The organism is Pseudomonas sp. 2024-210 (assembly GCF_045062345.1).
Lineage (GTDB): Bacteria > Pseudomonadota > Gammaproteobacteria > Pseudomonadales > Pseudomonadaceae > Aquipseudomonas.
Genome location: NZ_JBJGEJ010000009.1, coordinates 103218 through 116339, shown reverse-complemented (window position 1 = coordinate 116339; position 13122 = coordinate 103218). Strand labels below are relative to the sequence as shown.

The window sequence follows — 13122 nt, the reverse complement described above, 5'->3', positions numbered from 1 at the left end:
CCCCTGACGCGCCCGCTGGCCTACTATCGGACTGTTCGCGGCATAATCTGCCCTTAATCCCATCGCCTTTTAATCGGCCCATTTACGCGGGTATCAGCATGCATGTACTGGTTTGTGAAGACGACGAACTGATCGCCAGCGGCATTGTGGCGGGTCTTACCGCCCAAGGCCTGACCGTTGAGCATGTGGGCACCGCCAGTGCAGCGCGGGCCATGCTCAAGGCCGCACAGTTCGATGTCATGGTGCTTGATCTGGGGCTGCCGGATGAGGACGGTCTCAAGCTGCTGCAACAATTGCGTCAGCAAGGCTTTGATCTGCCGGTATTGGTGCTGACGGCGCGGGACTCGGTAACTGACCGGGTCGATGGCCTGCAAGCGGGTGCTGACGATTACCTGCTCAAACCCTTCGACCTGCGTGAGCTTGCTGCCCGCTTGCACACCTTGCTGCGTCGCGTAGCCGGGCGCAGCGTCAACCTGATCGAACACGGCGCGTTGAGCTATGACCCCAGCAGTCGGGTGACGATGCTGGCGGGTCAGCCGGTTGACTTGTCCCGCCGCGAACAAGCGCTGTTGCAAGCCTTGCTGCATAACCGCGGGCGTGTGTTGTCGACCGAACAGCTCAAAGACAGCATTTATGGCTTTGGCGACGAACTGGAGAGCAATGCCCTGAACGTTCATATCCATCACCTGCGGCGCAAGCTGGGTAACGGCATTGTCGAGACTGTGCGTGGCCTGGGTTATCGCCTGGGCCAGGCTGACGGCACTGAGCCTCAGCAGCCATGAGCATGCGCCTGCGTTTAAGCCTGACCATCGGCTCGGCCTTTGTGCTGGTCTGGGCACTGGCGGCGGCCTGGATGCTCAGCGACTTACGCCAGCAAATGATGTTTTCCCTCGACCAGCGCCTGGTCGCTTCGGCGCGGATGGTCGCCGGCTTGCTGGAGCAATTGCCGCCGTTGCCGGTAAAAGGCGAGGGCACCCATTTCAGCGCCGAACAGCTGACCATTCCCGGCGGCATGGCCTGTCAGGTCAGTTCATTGCGCGGTGAAATCCTGGCGCGCAGCCACAACCATCCCGACGAGCCGATGCAATCAGAAGCCACCGGCTTTCATGATCAAGTGATTGATGGCGCCGTGTGGCGCACCTTTACGCTGGATCGTGGCGATGTGCGCATCACCACGGCCGACCGCCAGGTGGAACGCGAGGCGTTGAACCTGTCGGTATTGCTCGCCGCCTCGGTGCCGGTGGGCATGGCCTTGATCGTTTGTTTGTTCCTGTTGTGGCTGGGCATCGGGCAAGGGCTGGCGCCGCTTAAACGCATGCGCGATGCCTTGATGCGACGTGATGCCGATTCGCTGCAACCTTTGCAGATCGACCCGTTGCCCAGCGAATTGAAACCCCTGCTCGATTCCCAGAACCAACTGTTGGCGCGTATCGCCAAAGCGCTTGAACGTGAGCGGCGCCTGACCGGCGATGCGGCCCACGAGTTGCGCAGCCCGCTGACCGCGATCAAAACCCACTTGCAAGTGGCGCGCATGACCGACGGCCTGGCGCGTGAGCAATCTTTGGCCCAGGCCGAAGCCGGAGCCGATCGCCTGCACCGCACTTTGGAGCAGTTACTGTTACTGGCCCGGGTCGAAGGTAGCCTGTCGTTCGACGACGGCGTGCAGTGTTCGGCCGAGCAAGTGGCCCGTTTGGCGATACACGATGCCGCGAGTGACGCGGCCGAGCGGGTCACCTTGAGCCTGCCGGATGATTTGCCGACAACGCCGCTGGAGGTGCCGTCGGTATTGGCTATCGCGGCCTTGCGTAACCTGCTGGACAACGCGTTGCGGCATGCCCCTGCCCAGACTCAGGTGGAGCTGGCGCTGCGGATTGAAGGGCGGCAGGTCTGTTTTGTGGTGCGCGACCACGGGCCGGGTATTTCACCTGACACCTTGCAGCACATGACTCAGCGCTTCTGGCGCAATGGCAACAGCAACGGTTGTGGGTTGGGCCTGGCGATCGTGCAAGCCATTGTCGAGCGTTGCGGCGGCGAATTGAACTTCGACAGCCAACCGGATGGTTTGCGGGTGGAGCTGCGCATGCCACTGAAAATGGATTGAAATCAAGGGGGGCGCGGCGCACCCCATCGCAGCCTTCGGCAGCGGCTACAGGGAATGTTGATCAGCCTGCGGCGTTTAGGCCGCTCGTTTTTCTGGTTTTAATTCAATGCCTTCTATTTAATGACGCTTTGTAAAAGTCATTGCAAGGTATGAAAACAATGAAGGACGCACCACTTGCTCCCCATTCTGATGGGGATGAACCGGAGCTTAAGCGCAGTCTGTCCAACCGTCATATCCAACTGATTGCCATTGGCGGTGCTATCGGCACTGGTCTGTTTATGGGTTCGGGCAAGACCATCAGCCTGGCAGGCCCTTCGATCATCTTTGTCTACATGATCATTGGATTTATGCTGTTTTTCGTCATGCGGGCCATGGGCGAGTTGCTGTTATCCAACCTCAATTACAAGTCTTTCATTGATTTCTCCACTGACCTGCTAGGCCCCATGGCCGGTTACTTTACAGGCTGGACTTACTGGTTTTGCTGGATCGTCACGGGTATTGCCGATGTGATTGCCATCTCCGGTTATACCCAGTTCTGGTTCCCCGAGATTCCATTGTGGATGCCCGCTATCGGTTGTGTGGCCGTGCTGTTGTCGCTCAACTTGCTGACCGTGAAAATGTTTGGCGAACTGGAATTCTGGTTCGCCATGATCAAAATCATCGCCATCTGCGGGCTGGTCTGCACCGGGCTGTATATGGTTGTGACAGCTTTCCAGTCCCCCACCGGCAACACCGCATCGCTGACCAACCTGTGGAATGACGGCGGCATGTTCCCCCATGGGCTGATGGGCTTCTTTGCCGGTTTCCAGATCGCCGTGTTTGCGTTTGTCGGTATTGAGCTGGTGGGCACTACCGCCGCCGAAACCAAAAACCCGGAACGCAACCTGCCACGGGCGATTAATTCGATTCCGCTGCGCATCATCATTTTCTATGTGTGTGCGTTGATTGCGATTTTGGCCGTGACCCCTTGGCGCGACGTCGTGGCCAATAAAAGTCCTTTCGTTGAGTTGTTCATGCTGGCGGGTCTGCCAGCGGCGGCGGGCATCATCAATTTTGTCGTGCTGACTTCAGCGGCGTCCTCGGCCAACAGCGGAGTGTTTTCCACCAGCCGCATGCTGTTCGGGCTGGCGGTGGAGGGCGATGCCCCGCGTCAGTTCAAGCATCTGTCCAAACAGGCCGTGCCGTCCAACGGGTTGATTTTTTCCTGCATCTGCTTGTTGGCCGGTGCCCTGGTGATCTATCTGGTGCCCAACCTGATGGAAGCTTTCACCCTGATCACCACCGTCTCGGCCACCTTGTTTATGTTTGTGTGGACCATGATCCTGCTGTCCTACCTGGCGTATCGCAAAAAGAGCGATCACCTGCACCGCGCGTCGAAGTACAAAATGCCGGGTGGCAAGGTGATGGTCTGGGTTTGCCTGGGCTTTTTTGTGTTCATCCTGGCCTTGTTGGCGCTGGAGAACGACACCCGTGAAGCGCTGTACATGGTGCCGGTGTGGTTTGCGGTGCTGGGTCTGGCCTACCGTTCGGTGCGCAAGAGCAAGTTACAGGCCGAATCAGGGCGGTAATTGCCCGCAAGGCTAAATCCTCAGTGCGCTGATGCGTTTCCAAAGCAGGAAAGTTTTGGTCAATCTCATCAGCGTATTGAGGGTCCCGGGAATGTCAGTTGCCACCAGCCTTGTTGAAGATCAGCCGGTCAGGATCAGTCCGGCCGACACCCTGTATGAATTCGAAGAGTCCGCGCTGCTGGCCCGCCAGAGTCGTCAGGAGTCCAACGCCCGTAGCTACCCGCGACGTATCCCGCTGGCTTTGAAACGCGCCTCGGGCTTGTATGTCGAGGACGTAGAAGGCCGTCGTTTCATCGACTGTCTGGCCGGCGCCGGCACCCTGGCGCTGGGGCACAACCACCCGGTAGTGATCCAGGCGATCCAGCAGGTATTGGCGGACGGCTTGCCGCTGCACACCCTCGACCTGACCACGCCGGTCAAAGATCAATTCGTGCAAGACCTGTTTGGCCTGTTGCCCGAAGCGTTGGCTCGCGAGGCGAAAATCCAGTTCTGCGGCCCTACCGGCACCGACGCGGTGGAAGCGGCGCTAAAGCTGGTGCGCACCGCCACAGGGCGTACCACCGTGGTGTCGTTCTCGGGCGGTTACCACGGCATGAGCCAAGGGGCCTTGAGCCTGATGGGCAGCCTGGGGCCGAAAAAGCCCCTCGCCGCGTTGCTCAACAACGGCGTGCAGTTCATGCCATACCCCTACGATTACCGCTGCCCGTTCGGGCTGGGCGGCAAGGCGGGCGTGCAGGCCAACCTGCATTACCTTGAAACCCTGTTCAACGACCCGGAAGCGGGCGTGCAATTGCCCGCCGCGGTGATTGTCGAAGTGGTGCAGGGCGAGGGCGGTGTTATTCCGGCCAATCTGGACTGGCTGCGCGGCCTGCGCCGCATCACCGAACAGGCCGGTGTGGCCTTGATAGTCGATGAAATCCAGAGCGGTTTTGCCCGCACCGGCAAAATGTTTGCCTTTGAACATGCGGGCATTATTCCTGACGTCGTGGTGTTGTCCAAAGCCATCGGCGGCAGCCTGCCGTTGGCGGTGGTGGTGTACCGCGACTGGCTCGACACTTGGTTGCCGGGCGCCCATGCCGGCACCTTCCGTGGCAATCAGATGGCGATGGCGGCAGGTTCTGCGGTGATGCGCTACCTCAAGGAACACCATGTGGCTGACCACGCGGCAGCCATGGGCGAGCGCCTGAGTGAGCACCTGCGCATCTTGCAGCGTGACTTCCCGCAGTTGGGTGATATTCGCGGGCGCGGTTTGATGGTGGGTGTTGAACTGGTTGATCCGGCAGGCACGCCTGACAGTCTGGGCCATCCCCCGGTGTTTGCGCGTCTGGCACCGTTGGTGCAACGCGAATGCCTTAAGCGCGGACTGATTCTGGAGCTGGGCGGCCGACAAGGCGCGGTGGTGCGCTTCTTGCCGCCACTGATCATCACGTCAGGCGAAATCGACGAGGTCGCGGCCATTTTTGGCAACGCGCTGTCCGCGGCGCTTGCTCGCCTGTAATTCCAAGCCCTGACCAAACGTTAGTTGTATATCCCTTTCTGCGACGGAGACCCGCACATGAGTTCAGTATTTGACCGCGATGACATCCTCTTTCAAGTGGTGGTTAACCACGAGGACCAATACTCGATCTGGCCGGATTACAAGGCCATTCCAGAAGGCTGGCGCGCGGTGGGCAAGAGTGGTTTGAAGGCGGAGTGCCTGGCGTATATCGAGGAGGTGTGGACGGACATGCGGCCGTTGAGCCTGCGCCAGAAGATGGACGCGATGGTTGCGCATTAAGCCTGTTGCCCTCACCCCAACCCTCTCCCAAAGGGAGAGGGAGCCGATTTGCGTTAGTACATAAATCTGAGACTTCACCAAAATCAGTCCCCTCTCCCTCTGGGAGAGGGTTAGGGTGAGGGTTTTCAAGCTCAACCCTGACTCAACACCCTGACGATTGAATCAATCGTGCCCTGCAATTCAGCCACCGGATCTTCCCCCTCCGCGCCAACCACCACCAGCTGAGCACCGCCCTCGGCAATCGCAGCCTTCACCTCGGCACTCGGCTGACGATGATCCAGCACCAACCCCACCTCATTGTCTTTCAGCGTCCGGGTCAACGCTTCAAGCGCTTGCGGCGTCCACGGCTCATCGCCAGTGTGTTGCACCTCAACCCGCTCCAGATTCAACCCGCCAATCAAATAATCCAGCCGATCAGACAAACTGACCACGCTCAGGTTATCGGCCTGGGCTAGACGCGCCTCACTGTCGGCCGTGAGCTTGAGCAAGCGTTGCTTGAGGGCCGCCAGATTGGCCTCGATTTTGGGTTTTGCATCCGGCGCCAAGCGCACCAGATCCGCCGCAATTACATCCGCCATGCGCCCCATATTGTTACTGGCCAGCCACGGCTGACTGTTCAGGCCGTCGCGGTTGGCACCCGGTTGCACGGCGATACCCGGCAAGCTGCCATCTACCGGGCGGGCGGCGTCGATTTCAACAATACGGATATTGCTGCGCCGCGCCATCGGGTACAGCGGGTCGTCACTCCATAGCGAACGCACGCCCACCACCGCATCGGCGTTTTGCGCCAGCGGGTGCAGGGCTGATGCGCCGCGACCGCTGAAATAGGCGCTCTGGCGGCTGCCCGGCAGGTTGGCCGGTACGGCACGTTGCAGCTTCACGCCGCTGTCTTTGAGCAGCAGGTCACTCAAGCCATAGGTAATCGGCAGGCTGGCGAGGAGGGTGGTTTCGGCTGCCTGCAACGGTGTGCTTAACAGGCCTGTGATGACCAGAGCGAGGGTCAACTTGCGCAGAGTAATCATTTATCCAATATTTCCTTTCAGGCTGGGCACCACGCCACGGGCGATGGCAGCAAAGGCGAAGGCGATACCCGCCATCAAAATGATTGCCGCACCGGACGGAATCGGCAGGTCGAAGACGATGGGCAGCAAGATCCCGCACAGGGTGCTGACCGTGGCGATGAGCACCGACAACCAGAAAAACCCTTTCAATGACTGACTGAGCAAACGGGCCGCCGCCGCGGGAATGACCAGCAATGCACCCACCAGAATCGCCCCGATGACCTTTACGGCGGCCACGGTAATCAGCGTGACCAGAATCACAAACAGATAGTCCAGAGTCTTCACCGCCACCCCGCGCACCGCCGCCAGTTGCGGATTGAAACTGGCCAGCATGATGCGGTTGTACAGCGGCAGGCTCAGGCCCAGCACCAATGCGCCGACAATCGCCAACACCAGCAAGTCGTTGCCGTTGACCGTCAACACCGAGCCGAACAGCACGTTTTCAAGAATGTGCACGTTGATCTTGCCCGCCAAAATCAGCAGCAGGCTGGCACCCAGCGCCAGCGACACTGACAGAAACACGCCGATCAAGGTGTCCGGCGACAGGCCGGTGCGATTGCGCAGGTAGTTGAGCAAGATGCCGAACAGCAGACAGTAACCAAACAGGCTGCCATAAGGCCCGGTGTAGGGTTCGCCCAGCAGGATGCCGATGGCCACGCCCGTCAACGCGGCATGGCCCACGGCTTCGGAGAAAAACGCGAAGCGTTTGACCACCACCAGCGTGCCCAGCCCGCCCAGCACCGGGCCGATCATCAAACCTGCGATCAGCGCATTGACCACAAAGCCATAGGCCAGAATCTCGGGCAGATACCCGGCGCTGGCCCAGCCCTGAATCATCAAACGAAAGGCTTCATAACTCATGGGTAAACACCTGCGAGGGCCTTGGGATGGGTTGAGAACAGGCTGAGCAAGCGCTCGGGGCTAAGGGTCTGCTCAGGTGAACCATCGAACAAGACTTTGCGGTTAAGCCCGGTGACGCGCTCGGCCAGACGTTTGACCGCCGCCAGATCATGCTCGATCCACACCACGGTCACGCCTGCCTTATGCCAGTCAATCAACAAGCGCTCGAACACCTGTGCCCCGGCTTCATCCAGCGCCGACATGGGCTCATCCAGCACCAGCAATTGCGGGGCCGGGATCAGACCCTGGGCCAGCAGCACACGCTGGCGTTCACCGCCGGACAAAGCGCCCATGCGCCGCTTGCGCTTGTCTTGCATGCCCACGCGTTCCAATGCCTCGCCGATGGCCGGGGCCACCTTGCGCGACACGCCCATAAAGGCCGGGAGACGCTGGCACATGGCGGCCATAAAGTCGTCGACTGTCATTGGCAACCCGCGATCAAACTCCAGCGCTTGGGGCACATACCCGATCAGCCCGGGTTCGCCCGGCCAGTCCAGGCTCAGGCGGCCCTGATGCGGCATTTGCCCCAGCAGGGTCTTGATCAGTGAGCTTTTACCACCGCCGTTCGGGCCGACCAGCGCATGCACCGTGCCGGGGGCAATGCTGAAACTGACCTGATCCAGAATGAGCGTGCGCCCCAGCGTCAGCGTCACCTGATCGAACTCGACAGCGGGGCCGCAGGCTTTCACACACAGCGATTCGGCAGCGGTCATGCGCCGGACTCCTGAATCGCCTTGACCACGGTATTGAGGTTGTTGGTCATCTCTTTTTCGTATTTGTCGGCGCTGTAGTCGCCATAGGAGATATGCGACAGCGGGTACAACTTGACCCCTGACTCGCGCTGAATGGTCTCCACATAAGTCGAAGGGAAGTCCATCTCCGAAAAAATCACCTTCACATCCAGTGCGCGCAGTTGGTCGATGGTTTTTTTCAACTGACTGGGGCTGGGTTCGATGCCGTGCGCCGGTTCCACCACGGCGGTGACTTCCAGGCCGAACTCGCGCAGCAGGTAGTCATACGCAGCGTGCACAGTGGCGACACGCAAGTCAGCGTTGGGAGCTTGAGTCAGCTTGGCCAGGGCATCGGCGCGCATCTGGCGTAGACGTTTGCCGTAGGCGCGGGCATTGGAGGTGTAGGTTTTGGCATTGGCCGGGTCGAGCTTGCCCAGTTCACGGGCAATGTTGTTGACCTGGGCAATGGATGCGCTGATCGACAGAAAGGTGTGCGGGTTAACCACTTTGCCTGCGCCCCGGGCGGCGGTGCCGGTGGCGGCCAGCAGCGGCACATTCTGATTGGCTTCGATCACAGCAATATCAGGTTTTTCACTGGCTTCGATCATGCGGTCGGCAAAATCGTCATGGCCGACGCCATTGAGCACGATGACGTTCAGCGTACCGATGCGTTTGATGTCTTCTGCGCGCGGTTCGTAGGCATGCGGGTTAAAGCCTGCGGGGATCAGCGGCACCACTTCGGCCTTGTCGCCGACGATGTTTTTCACATAGCTGTAATAGGGGTGCAAGGTGATACCAATGCGCAGCGGCTTGGCCAGTGCGGGTGGGGTGTCGGCCAATGCGAGGGGGGAGAGGCAGGCGCAGAGCAGGGCGGCCAGCAACAGGGTGCGGCGGCGCACAACAGATGAAATCGACATGGCGAGCAGTCTTCTCTCAGGTCAAAAAAGGGGTTCAGTGCCGGTGCTGACGAGTCACTCCGGCATCGAATTGCGCGATCACTTGTTGCCAGCCGTGCTGGCTCAAGGCGGCATCGCTTAAATCAGCGGGGGGGCTGACGCCCGGTTGGCGGTTGAGCCAGACGTCGGGCTGAGCGCCGAGGCGCATCAAAAAAGAACCCGCAACCTCAGGGTTGGGGCTGATGCCCAGATAGGCCTGCTCGCCCAGCAACTGCCAGGCGTGATTGCCCCGGCTGACTGAGCTGGCATCGCTGGCAAACGGCGCAAAACCCTCCTCGGCCAGTTGCACCGGGCCCGGCAGGATGTTCGACTCTTCACGCAGTAACTGGATTTCATCCAGCGTGACCCGCAGATCGGCGTAAATGCCTTGCTCGGCGGCGTTCAGATCGCGGCGCGCATCCAGTTGATGGTCGGCCACTGACGTCACCTGCGCGGATTCATGGCGCCAGGCCACAACTGACCCGGCGACGCACAGAATCAACAGGCATAACAGCAACACATACAGGGTTTCATGCCCGGCACCGGCCGGGCGCACGACATGAGTACTCATGAGCCCTCGATATCGGCTTGGTCGATTTCAACGATATGGCCGGGGCCCGCATCGAACAGCACATAAAACTCGGCATCCGGGCGCTTGAAGGTCAGGCTGGAATCTGTGCCCAACTTGCCCGCCACCAGAATGGTTTCGTCGTAGCCGATCACATCCAGTGTCACCCCCGGCGCGCCGCTGCCATCTGAAAAGCCGCCGGAGCAACGGATCAAGCCGCCGCCGATGTCCTTGCACTCACACATGGGGTTATGGGCCAGTGCGCCGGCGCTGAAACCGATCAATGCAATCATCCCGGCCGCTATGACAGGGGTTTTAAACAGGTGTGAACGCATTACTTGCCTCCTCGTTGAGCCAGCCAGGCGACCGTGGCCGGTGACGCCTGACTCAGGGGAATGGATGCCTGGTGCATGGAGCCGTCCCATCCTTCAAGGGTGATCCACAGTTCAGCGTCAGCCTGGGTGCGCTCCGGGATCGGCAGGGTGGCGCCCAGGCGATAGGGCGTGCCGAAGAAGATCACCCCGGCTGCCCGTAAACTGCGCGGCTTGCCGATGCGCAGATACGCGGCCTTGACCTGTTCGATACAGGTCTCACAGAGCGCGGCGTTAAAGCTTTTCATATAGCCGGCCGGGCCATCGGGGGTGGGCGCTTCGTTGCGCATTTCGGCCAGTTGCAGGCTCCAGGGGCCGACCTGCACGGTGCCGATGTCGCGCTCGCCAAGGCCGCTGTCGCCCCGAAATAACGAGGCATCGGCAAAGTACTTGGGCATAAAACCCAGCGGCACCAGCAGCAGCAGGATGTTGATGTGAAAGCGCCATTTGTGCCACAGCCGGCCCAGTCGGGAAGCGGGAGCTGCCGTCACTGCCTTGCTCATACAGTGGCCTCTTCGGTGTGTTCGTGTCGGGCGATGACCGTTTGTTTATTGACGAGCGGCTGTTTGTGGCTGCGCTTAAGCGCGTGAGCGGTGGCCAACGCCGTACGTTTGGTCCAGATCAGCAGGCCGCTGAGCACCATCATGCTCAGGATCAGGCCGAAGAAGAACCAGATCAGCTTGACCCACAACCCGCCAAAATCGCCGGTGTGCAGCGGCCGCATCGATTCGGTGACCAGCTCCAGCCCGGAGCGGTCGGCGATCATCCGCGAACCTTCAATGGCGCCGTTGTACGGGTTGATGTCGGCAGTTTGGTACAGCAGCGGGTACCAGCCGGGGCCGCCGATTTCGATATGGCCGTAGGCATTGCTCGGCAGGCTGACAAAACTGGCCTCAAGGCCGGGGATGTTCTGAGCCGCGATGTTCACGGCTTGATCGAGGCTGATCTGCGGTGCGGGTTTGCCGTCCGGCATGATCGGTACATCCTGACGGGCCACCACCGGCGGATTGCCTGCTGTGGAGATTGAAATCTGGTTGTCGAACAGGATGGCCTGAATCAAAAACCACAGGCCGGTGATGGAAATGACGGCGATAAACCAGATTGACCAGATACCGCACAGGCGGTGAAAGTCGCCCCAAAAAATCCGCGCGCCGTGTTTAAAGCGCAAGTTGGGTTTAAAAAAGCCTTTCCAGAATTTTTTGTAGACCACCAGCCCGGTAATCAGCGAACCGAGCAAAGGCAGGCCGAGGAATGACACCAGGTACCAGCCCCAGCTATAGCCATTGGTAAACGGCACCAGCCACCAGCCGTGCAGGGCGCGGGTAAAAGCCTTGAAATCGAAGCTGGGGCTTTCGCCCTGAATCGCCCCGGTGTACGGGTTGATATACAGCGACGGCGAGCGGCCGTCCGGGTACACCACGTCCGCCACCAGCGCAAAATGCGATTCGTCGGGGCGGCTGATCGACTGCACCGCAAGCTTGGGCTCGGCCGCGTGAATCGCGCTGAGCACCTGATCATAGGTCAGCAAGGGGGCATCATCAGAGGGCTGCGTGGCACGGGCTTGCGGGGTGGCCAGCCAGACGATTTCCTGACTGACCACCGCCAGTGTGCCGGTCACACAGACAATCAACACAAAGAACCAAATGGGCAGTGTCAGCCAGCTGTGCACCAGAAACCAAAGCTTTGAACGGGACTTTTTGGACATGGGGAACGGCAAACTCACGTCTGAGCGGGTGTCTAATCGCCAATGCGAAGCGATTGCTTATCCATGTAGGACGAATCAGACAGACAAAACCCGAAGACGGAGTTGTAAAGAAGTGTTTCCAATTACATTCATTCCAGCGAACGGCCCAGTTTCCAGTAGCCCATCAAGGTCAATCCTTTGCGGTCGAGTCCCAGGTCATTGATAAAAAACTTGCGAATGGCCATGACGGCTGAGGATTCGCCGGCCACCCAGGCATAAAACTCGCTTTGCTTGGCGCTGGCCAGTTCCCAAGGGCGTTGGGTGTCCAGATCCAGCACGTCGAGAGCGATGGCGCTGCGAATTTGCTCAGGTGTGGGAGGCAGGCTGGCCAATTCGCGCGCGGCCATGATCATGCCTGCGCCGTGTGGCTGGCTCAGGCTGGCACGTGGCATCCAGTGCACCTTGGTGTTCAGGCCGCAGATCAATGGCAGGCAGTCGGACTCTTCAGGCACCTCGATAAAGGCCTGCACCTGAGGGGCATCGGGCTGCCCAGCCAACTGCTGGAGAATTCCGGCAATGGCGGGCAACGCCGTTTCATCGCCGATCAAGAGCACGTTGCGTACGCCTTGAGGGGGCAGCCATTCATAGCCCCCGGGATCGTCTTGATAAGTCGCGTTGGGCGCGACGATTTGCAGGCAGTCGCCCGGTTGGGCATGCACGGCCCAGCGTGAAGCCGGGCCGGTTTCGCCGTGCAGGACAAAGTCGATGTCCAGTTCACCGGTGTCGGGGCGCAGATCGCGAATCGTGTACGTGCGCATCGCCGGTGTCTGTTCGGGGCTCAAGCCACGGCGGGCGGCCTGCCAGTCGCCGTGTTTGGGCAACCGGGGTGCGGCGCCGCTGGCAGACGGGAAAAACAGCTTCACGCGCTGGTCCGGCGCCAGCGTGCGCATGAGCGGCACATCCTTGCCGTCAAACACAAAGCGCGTCAACGAAGGGCTCAAGGCAATACGTTGCTTGAGTTGAATGTCGAACAATTGATAACCGGAGGGTTTACTCAGGCGTTTGCGCAGGTGGTTGACCAGCGTGGCGGCGGCAGACATAAGCAGCACCTAAAGAGGCAGGAGTTACTCGGTATAACGAGAAGCCGAGGGCTGAATTTAAGGCGAACAAGAACACTCACGGGCGATCCCTGTAGCCGCTGCCGAGGCACGAAGGCTGCGATCGGCGGCGAAGCCGTCGTGCAACCTCACGACCCGGTGTATCAGATATATCGTGCGTCCAGCGCTTGCGACGACTGCATCGTCGATCGCAGCCTTCGTGCCTCGGCAGCGGCTACAGGATCCATGCAAGCCGGGGGCATTGCTTTAATTTTCCCCCCACCCCATCCGTTCCGTAGGGATAGCCGAGCCAAAGCTCGATAGCCAAT

Annotated in this window: 14 protein-coding genes; 5 read left to right on the top strand and 9 right to left on the bottom strand. The window is 60.1% G+C overall.

Going from position 1 to position 13122, the window contains the following annotated elements:
* Positions 1 to 98: 98 nt before the first annotated feature.
* The 5 genes from ACI7MX_RS14660 to ACI7MX_RS14640 all read left to right on the top strand — a co-directional run bounded on the left by ACI7MX_RS14660 (position 99) and on the right by ACI7MX_RS14640 (position 5446).
* Positions 99 to 782, top strand: coding sequence for a response regulator (locus tag ACI7MX_RS14660; RefSeq protein WP_405589324.1), 684 nt, complete (start codon positions 99 to 101; stop codon positions 780 to 782).
* Entirely contained in the window at positions 779 to 2101 is a 1323-nt protein-coding gene (locus ACI7MX_RS14655; RefSeq protein ID WP_405589327.1) for an ATP-binding protein, read from the top strand. The genes ACI7MX_RS14660 and ACI7MX_RS14655 overlap by 4 nt, the downstream gene beginning before the upstream one ends.
* A 158-nt stretch (positions 2102 to 2259) precedes the next feature.
* Positions 2260 to 3669, top strand: a complete 1410-nt coding sequence (gene cycA / locus ACI7MX_RS14650) for a D-serine/D-alanine/glycine transporter (protein ID WP_405589330.1) — start codon at positions 2260 to 2262, stop codon at positions 3667 to 3669.
* Positions 3670 to 3760: 91 nt separating this feature from the next.
* A complete protein-coding gene (locus ACI7MX_RS14645) occupies positions 3761 to 5167 on the top strand; it encodes an aspartate aminotransferase family protein (protein ID WP_405589333.1) in 1407 nt (468 codons plus the stop codon).
* 57 nt (positions 5168 to 5224) lie between these two features.
* Entirely contained in the window at positions 5225 to 5446 is a 222-nt protein-coding gene (locus ACI7MX_RS14640) for an MbtH family protein (protein ID WP_405589336.1), read from the top strand.
* Positions 5447 to 5577: 131 nt separating this feature from the next.
* Here the strand turns inward: ACI7MX_RS14640 and ACI7MX_RS14635 are convergent, their stop codons facing one another.
* The 9 genes from ACI7MX_RS14635 to ACI7MX_RS14595 form a co-directional block, all read right to left on the bottom strand.
* On the bottom strand, positions 5578 to 6468 hold the full coding sequence (locus ACI7MX_RS14635; protein ID WP_405589340.1) for a metal ABC transporter solute-binding protein, Zn/Mn family: 891 nt from the start codon (positions 6466 to 6468) through the stop codon (positions 5578 to 5580).
* Positions 6469 to 7368, bottom strand: a complete 900-nt coding sequence (locus tag ACI7MX_RS14630) for a metal ABC transporter permease (protein ID WP_314483487.1) — start codon at positions 7366 to 7368, stop codon at positions 6469 to 6471. It abuts the gene before it with no gap.
* Positions 7365 to 8120 carry a metal ABC transporter ATP-binding protein gene (locus tag ACI7MX_RS14625; protein WP_314483488.1) on the bottom strand — a complete coding sequence of 252 codons (756 nt, stop codon included), beginning with the start codon at positions 8118 to 8120 and terminating at the stop codon, positions 7365 to 7367. The genes ACI7MX_RS14630 and ACI7MX_RS14625 overlap by 4 nt, the downstream gene beginning before the upstream one ends.
* Entirely contained in the window at positions 8117 to 9055 is a 939-nt protein-coding gene (locus ACI7MX_RS14620) for a metal ABC transporter solute-binding protein, Zn/Mn family (protein ID WP_405589343.1), read from the bottom strand. Before ACI7MX_RS14620 ends, ACI7MX_RS14625 begins: the two co-directional genes overlap by 4 nt.
* A 34-nt stretch (positions 9056 to 9089) precedes the next feature.
* Positions 9090 to 9644: a DUF6162 family protein gene (locus ACI7MX_RS14615; protein WP_314483490.1), complete on the bottom strand. Its 555-nt coding sequence runs from the start codon at positions 9642 to 9644 to the stop codon at positions 9090 to 9092.
* Complete coding sequence (locus ACI7MX_RS14610) at positions 9641 to 9934, bottom strand: hypothetical protein (RefSeq protein ID WP_208727526.1); 294 nt, start codon at positions 9932 to 9934, stop codon at positions 9641 to 9643. Before ACI7MX_RS14610 ends, ACI7MX_RS14615 begins: the two co-directional genes overlap by 4 nt.
* A gap of 41 nt (positions 9935 to 9975) precedes the next feature.
* Positions 9976 to 10515 (bottom strand): thiamine pyrophosphate-binding protein, encoded by a 540-nt coding sequence (locus ACI7MX_RS14605; RefSeq protein WP_146386528.1) that lies wholly within the window; start codon positions 10513 to 10515, stop codon positions 9976 to 9978.
* Complete coding sequence (locus tag ACI7MX_RS14600; RefSeq protein WP_405589349.1) at positions 10512 to 11717, bottom strand: PepSY-associated TM helix domain-containing protein; 1206 nt, start codon at positions 11715 to 11717, stop codon at positions 10512 to 10514. Before ACI7MX_RS14600 ends, ACI7MX_RS14605 begins: the two co-directional genes overlap by 4 nt.
* 128 nt (positions 11718 to 11845) lie before the next feature.
* Positions 11846 to 12796 carry a siderophore-interacting protein gene (locus ACI7MX_RS14595; RefSeq protein WP_405589352.1) on the bottom strand — a complete coding sequence of 317 codons (951 nt, stop codon included), beginning with the start codon at positions 12794 to 12796 and terminating at the stop codon, positions 11846 to 11848.
* Positions 12797 to 13122 lie beyond the last annotated feature (326 nt).

Bases quoted from the DNA above. Each gene is read 5' to 3' on its own strand.
- ACI7MX_RS14645 (WP_405589333.1), top strand. From the start codon at position 3,761: ATGTCAGTTGCCACCAGCCTTGTTGAAGATCAGCCGGTCAGGATCAGT.
- ACI7MX_RS14640 (WP_405589336.1), top strand. From the start codon at position 5,225: ATGAGTTCAGTATTTGACCGCGATGACATCCTCTTTCAAGTGGTGGTT.
- ACI7MX_RS14620 (WP_405589343.1), bottom strand. From the start codon at position 9,055: ATGTCGATTTCATCTGTTGTGCGCCGCCGCACCCTGTTGCTGGCCGCC.
- ACI7MX_RS14615 (WP_314483490.1), bottom strand. From the start codon at position 9,644: ATGAGTACTCATGTCGTGCGCCCGGCCGGTGCCGGGCATGAAACCCTG.
- ACI7MX_RS14605 (WP_146386528.1), bottom strand. From the start codon at position 10,515: ATGAGCAAGGCAGTGACGGCAGCTCCCGCTTCCCGACTGGGCCGGCTG.
- ACI7MX_RS14625 (WP_314483488.1), bottom strand. From the start codon at position 8,120: ATGACCGCTGCCGAATCGCTGTGTGTGAAAGCCTGCGGCCCCGCTGTC.
- ACI7MX_RS14635 (WP_405589340.1), bottom strand. From the start codon at position 6,468: ATGATTACTCTGCGCAAGTTGACCCTCGCTCTGGTCATCACAGGCCTG.
- ACI7MX_RS14600 (WP_405589349.1), bottom strand. From the start codon at position 11,717: ATGTCCAAAAAGTCCCGTTCAAAGCTTTGGTTTCTGGTGCACAGCTGG.
- ACI7MX_RS14655 (WP_405589327.1), top strand. From the start codon at position 779: ATGAGCATGCGCCTGCGTTTAAGCCTGACCATCGGCTCGGCCTTTGTG.
- ACI7MX_RS14630 (WP_314483487.1), bottom strand. From the start codon at position 7,368: ATGAGTTATGAAGCCTTTCGTTTGATGATTCAGGGCTGGGCCAGCGCC.
- ACI7MX_RS14610 (WP_208727526.1), bottom strand. From the start codon at position 9,934: ATGATTGCATTGATCGGTTTCAGCGCCGGCGCACTGGCCCATAACCCC.
- ACI7MX_RS14660 (WP_405589324.1), top strand. From the start codon at position 99: ATGCATGTACTGGTTTGTGAAGACGACGAACTGATCGCCAGCGGCATT.
- ACI7MX_RS14595 (WP_405589352.1), bottom strand. From the start codon at position 12,796: ATGTCTGCCGCCGCCACGCTGGTCAACCACCTGCGCAAACGCCTGAGT.
- cycA (WP_405589330.1), top strand. From the start codon at position 2,260: ATGAAGGACGCACCACTTGCTCCCCATTCTGATGGGGATGAACCGGAG.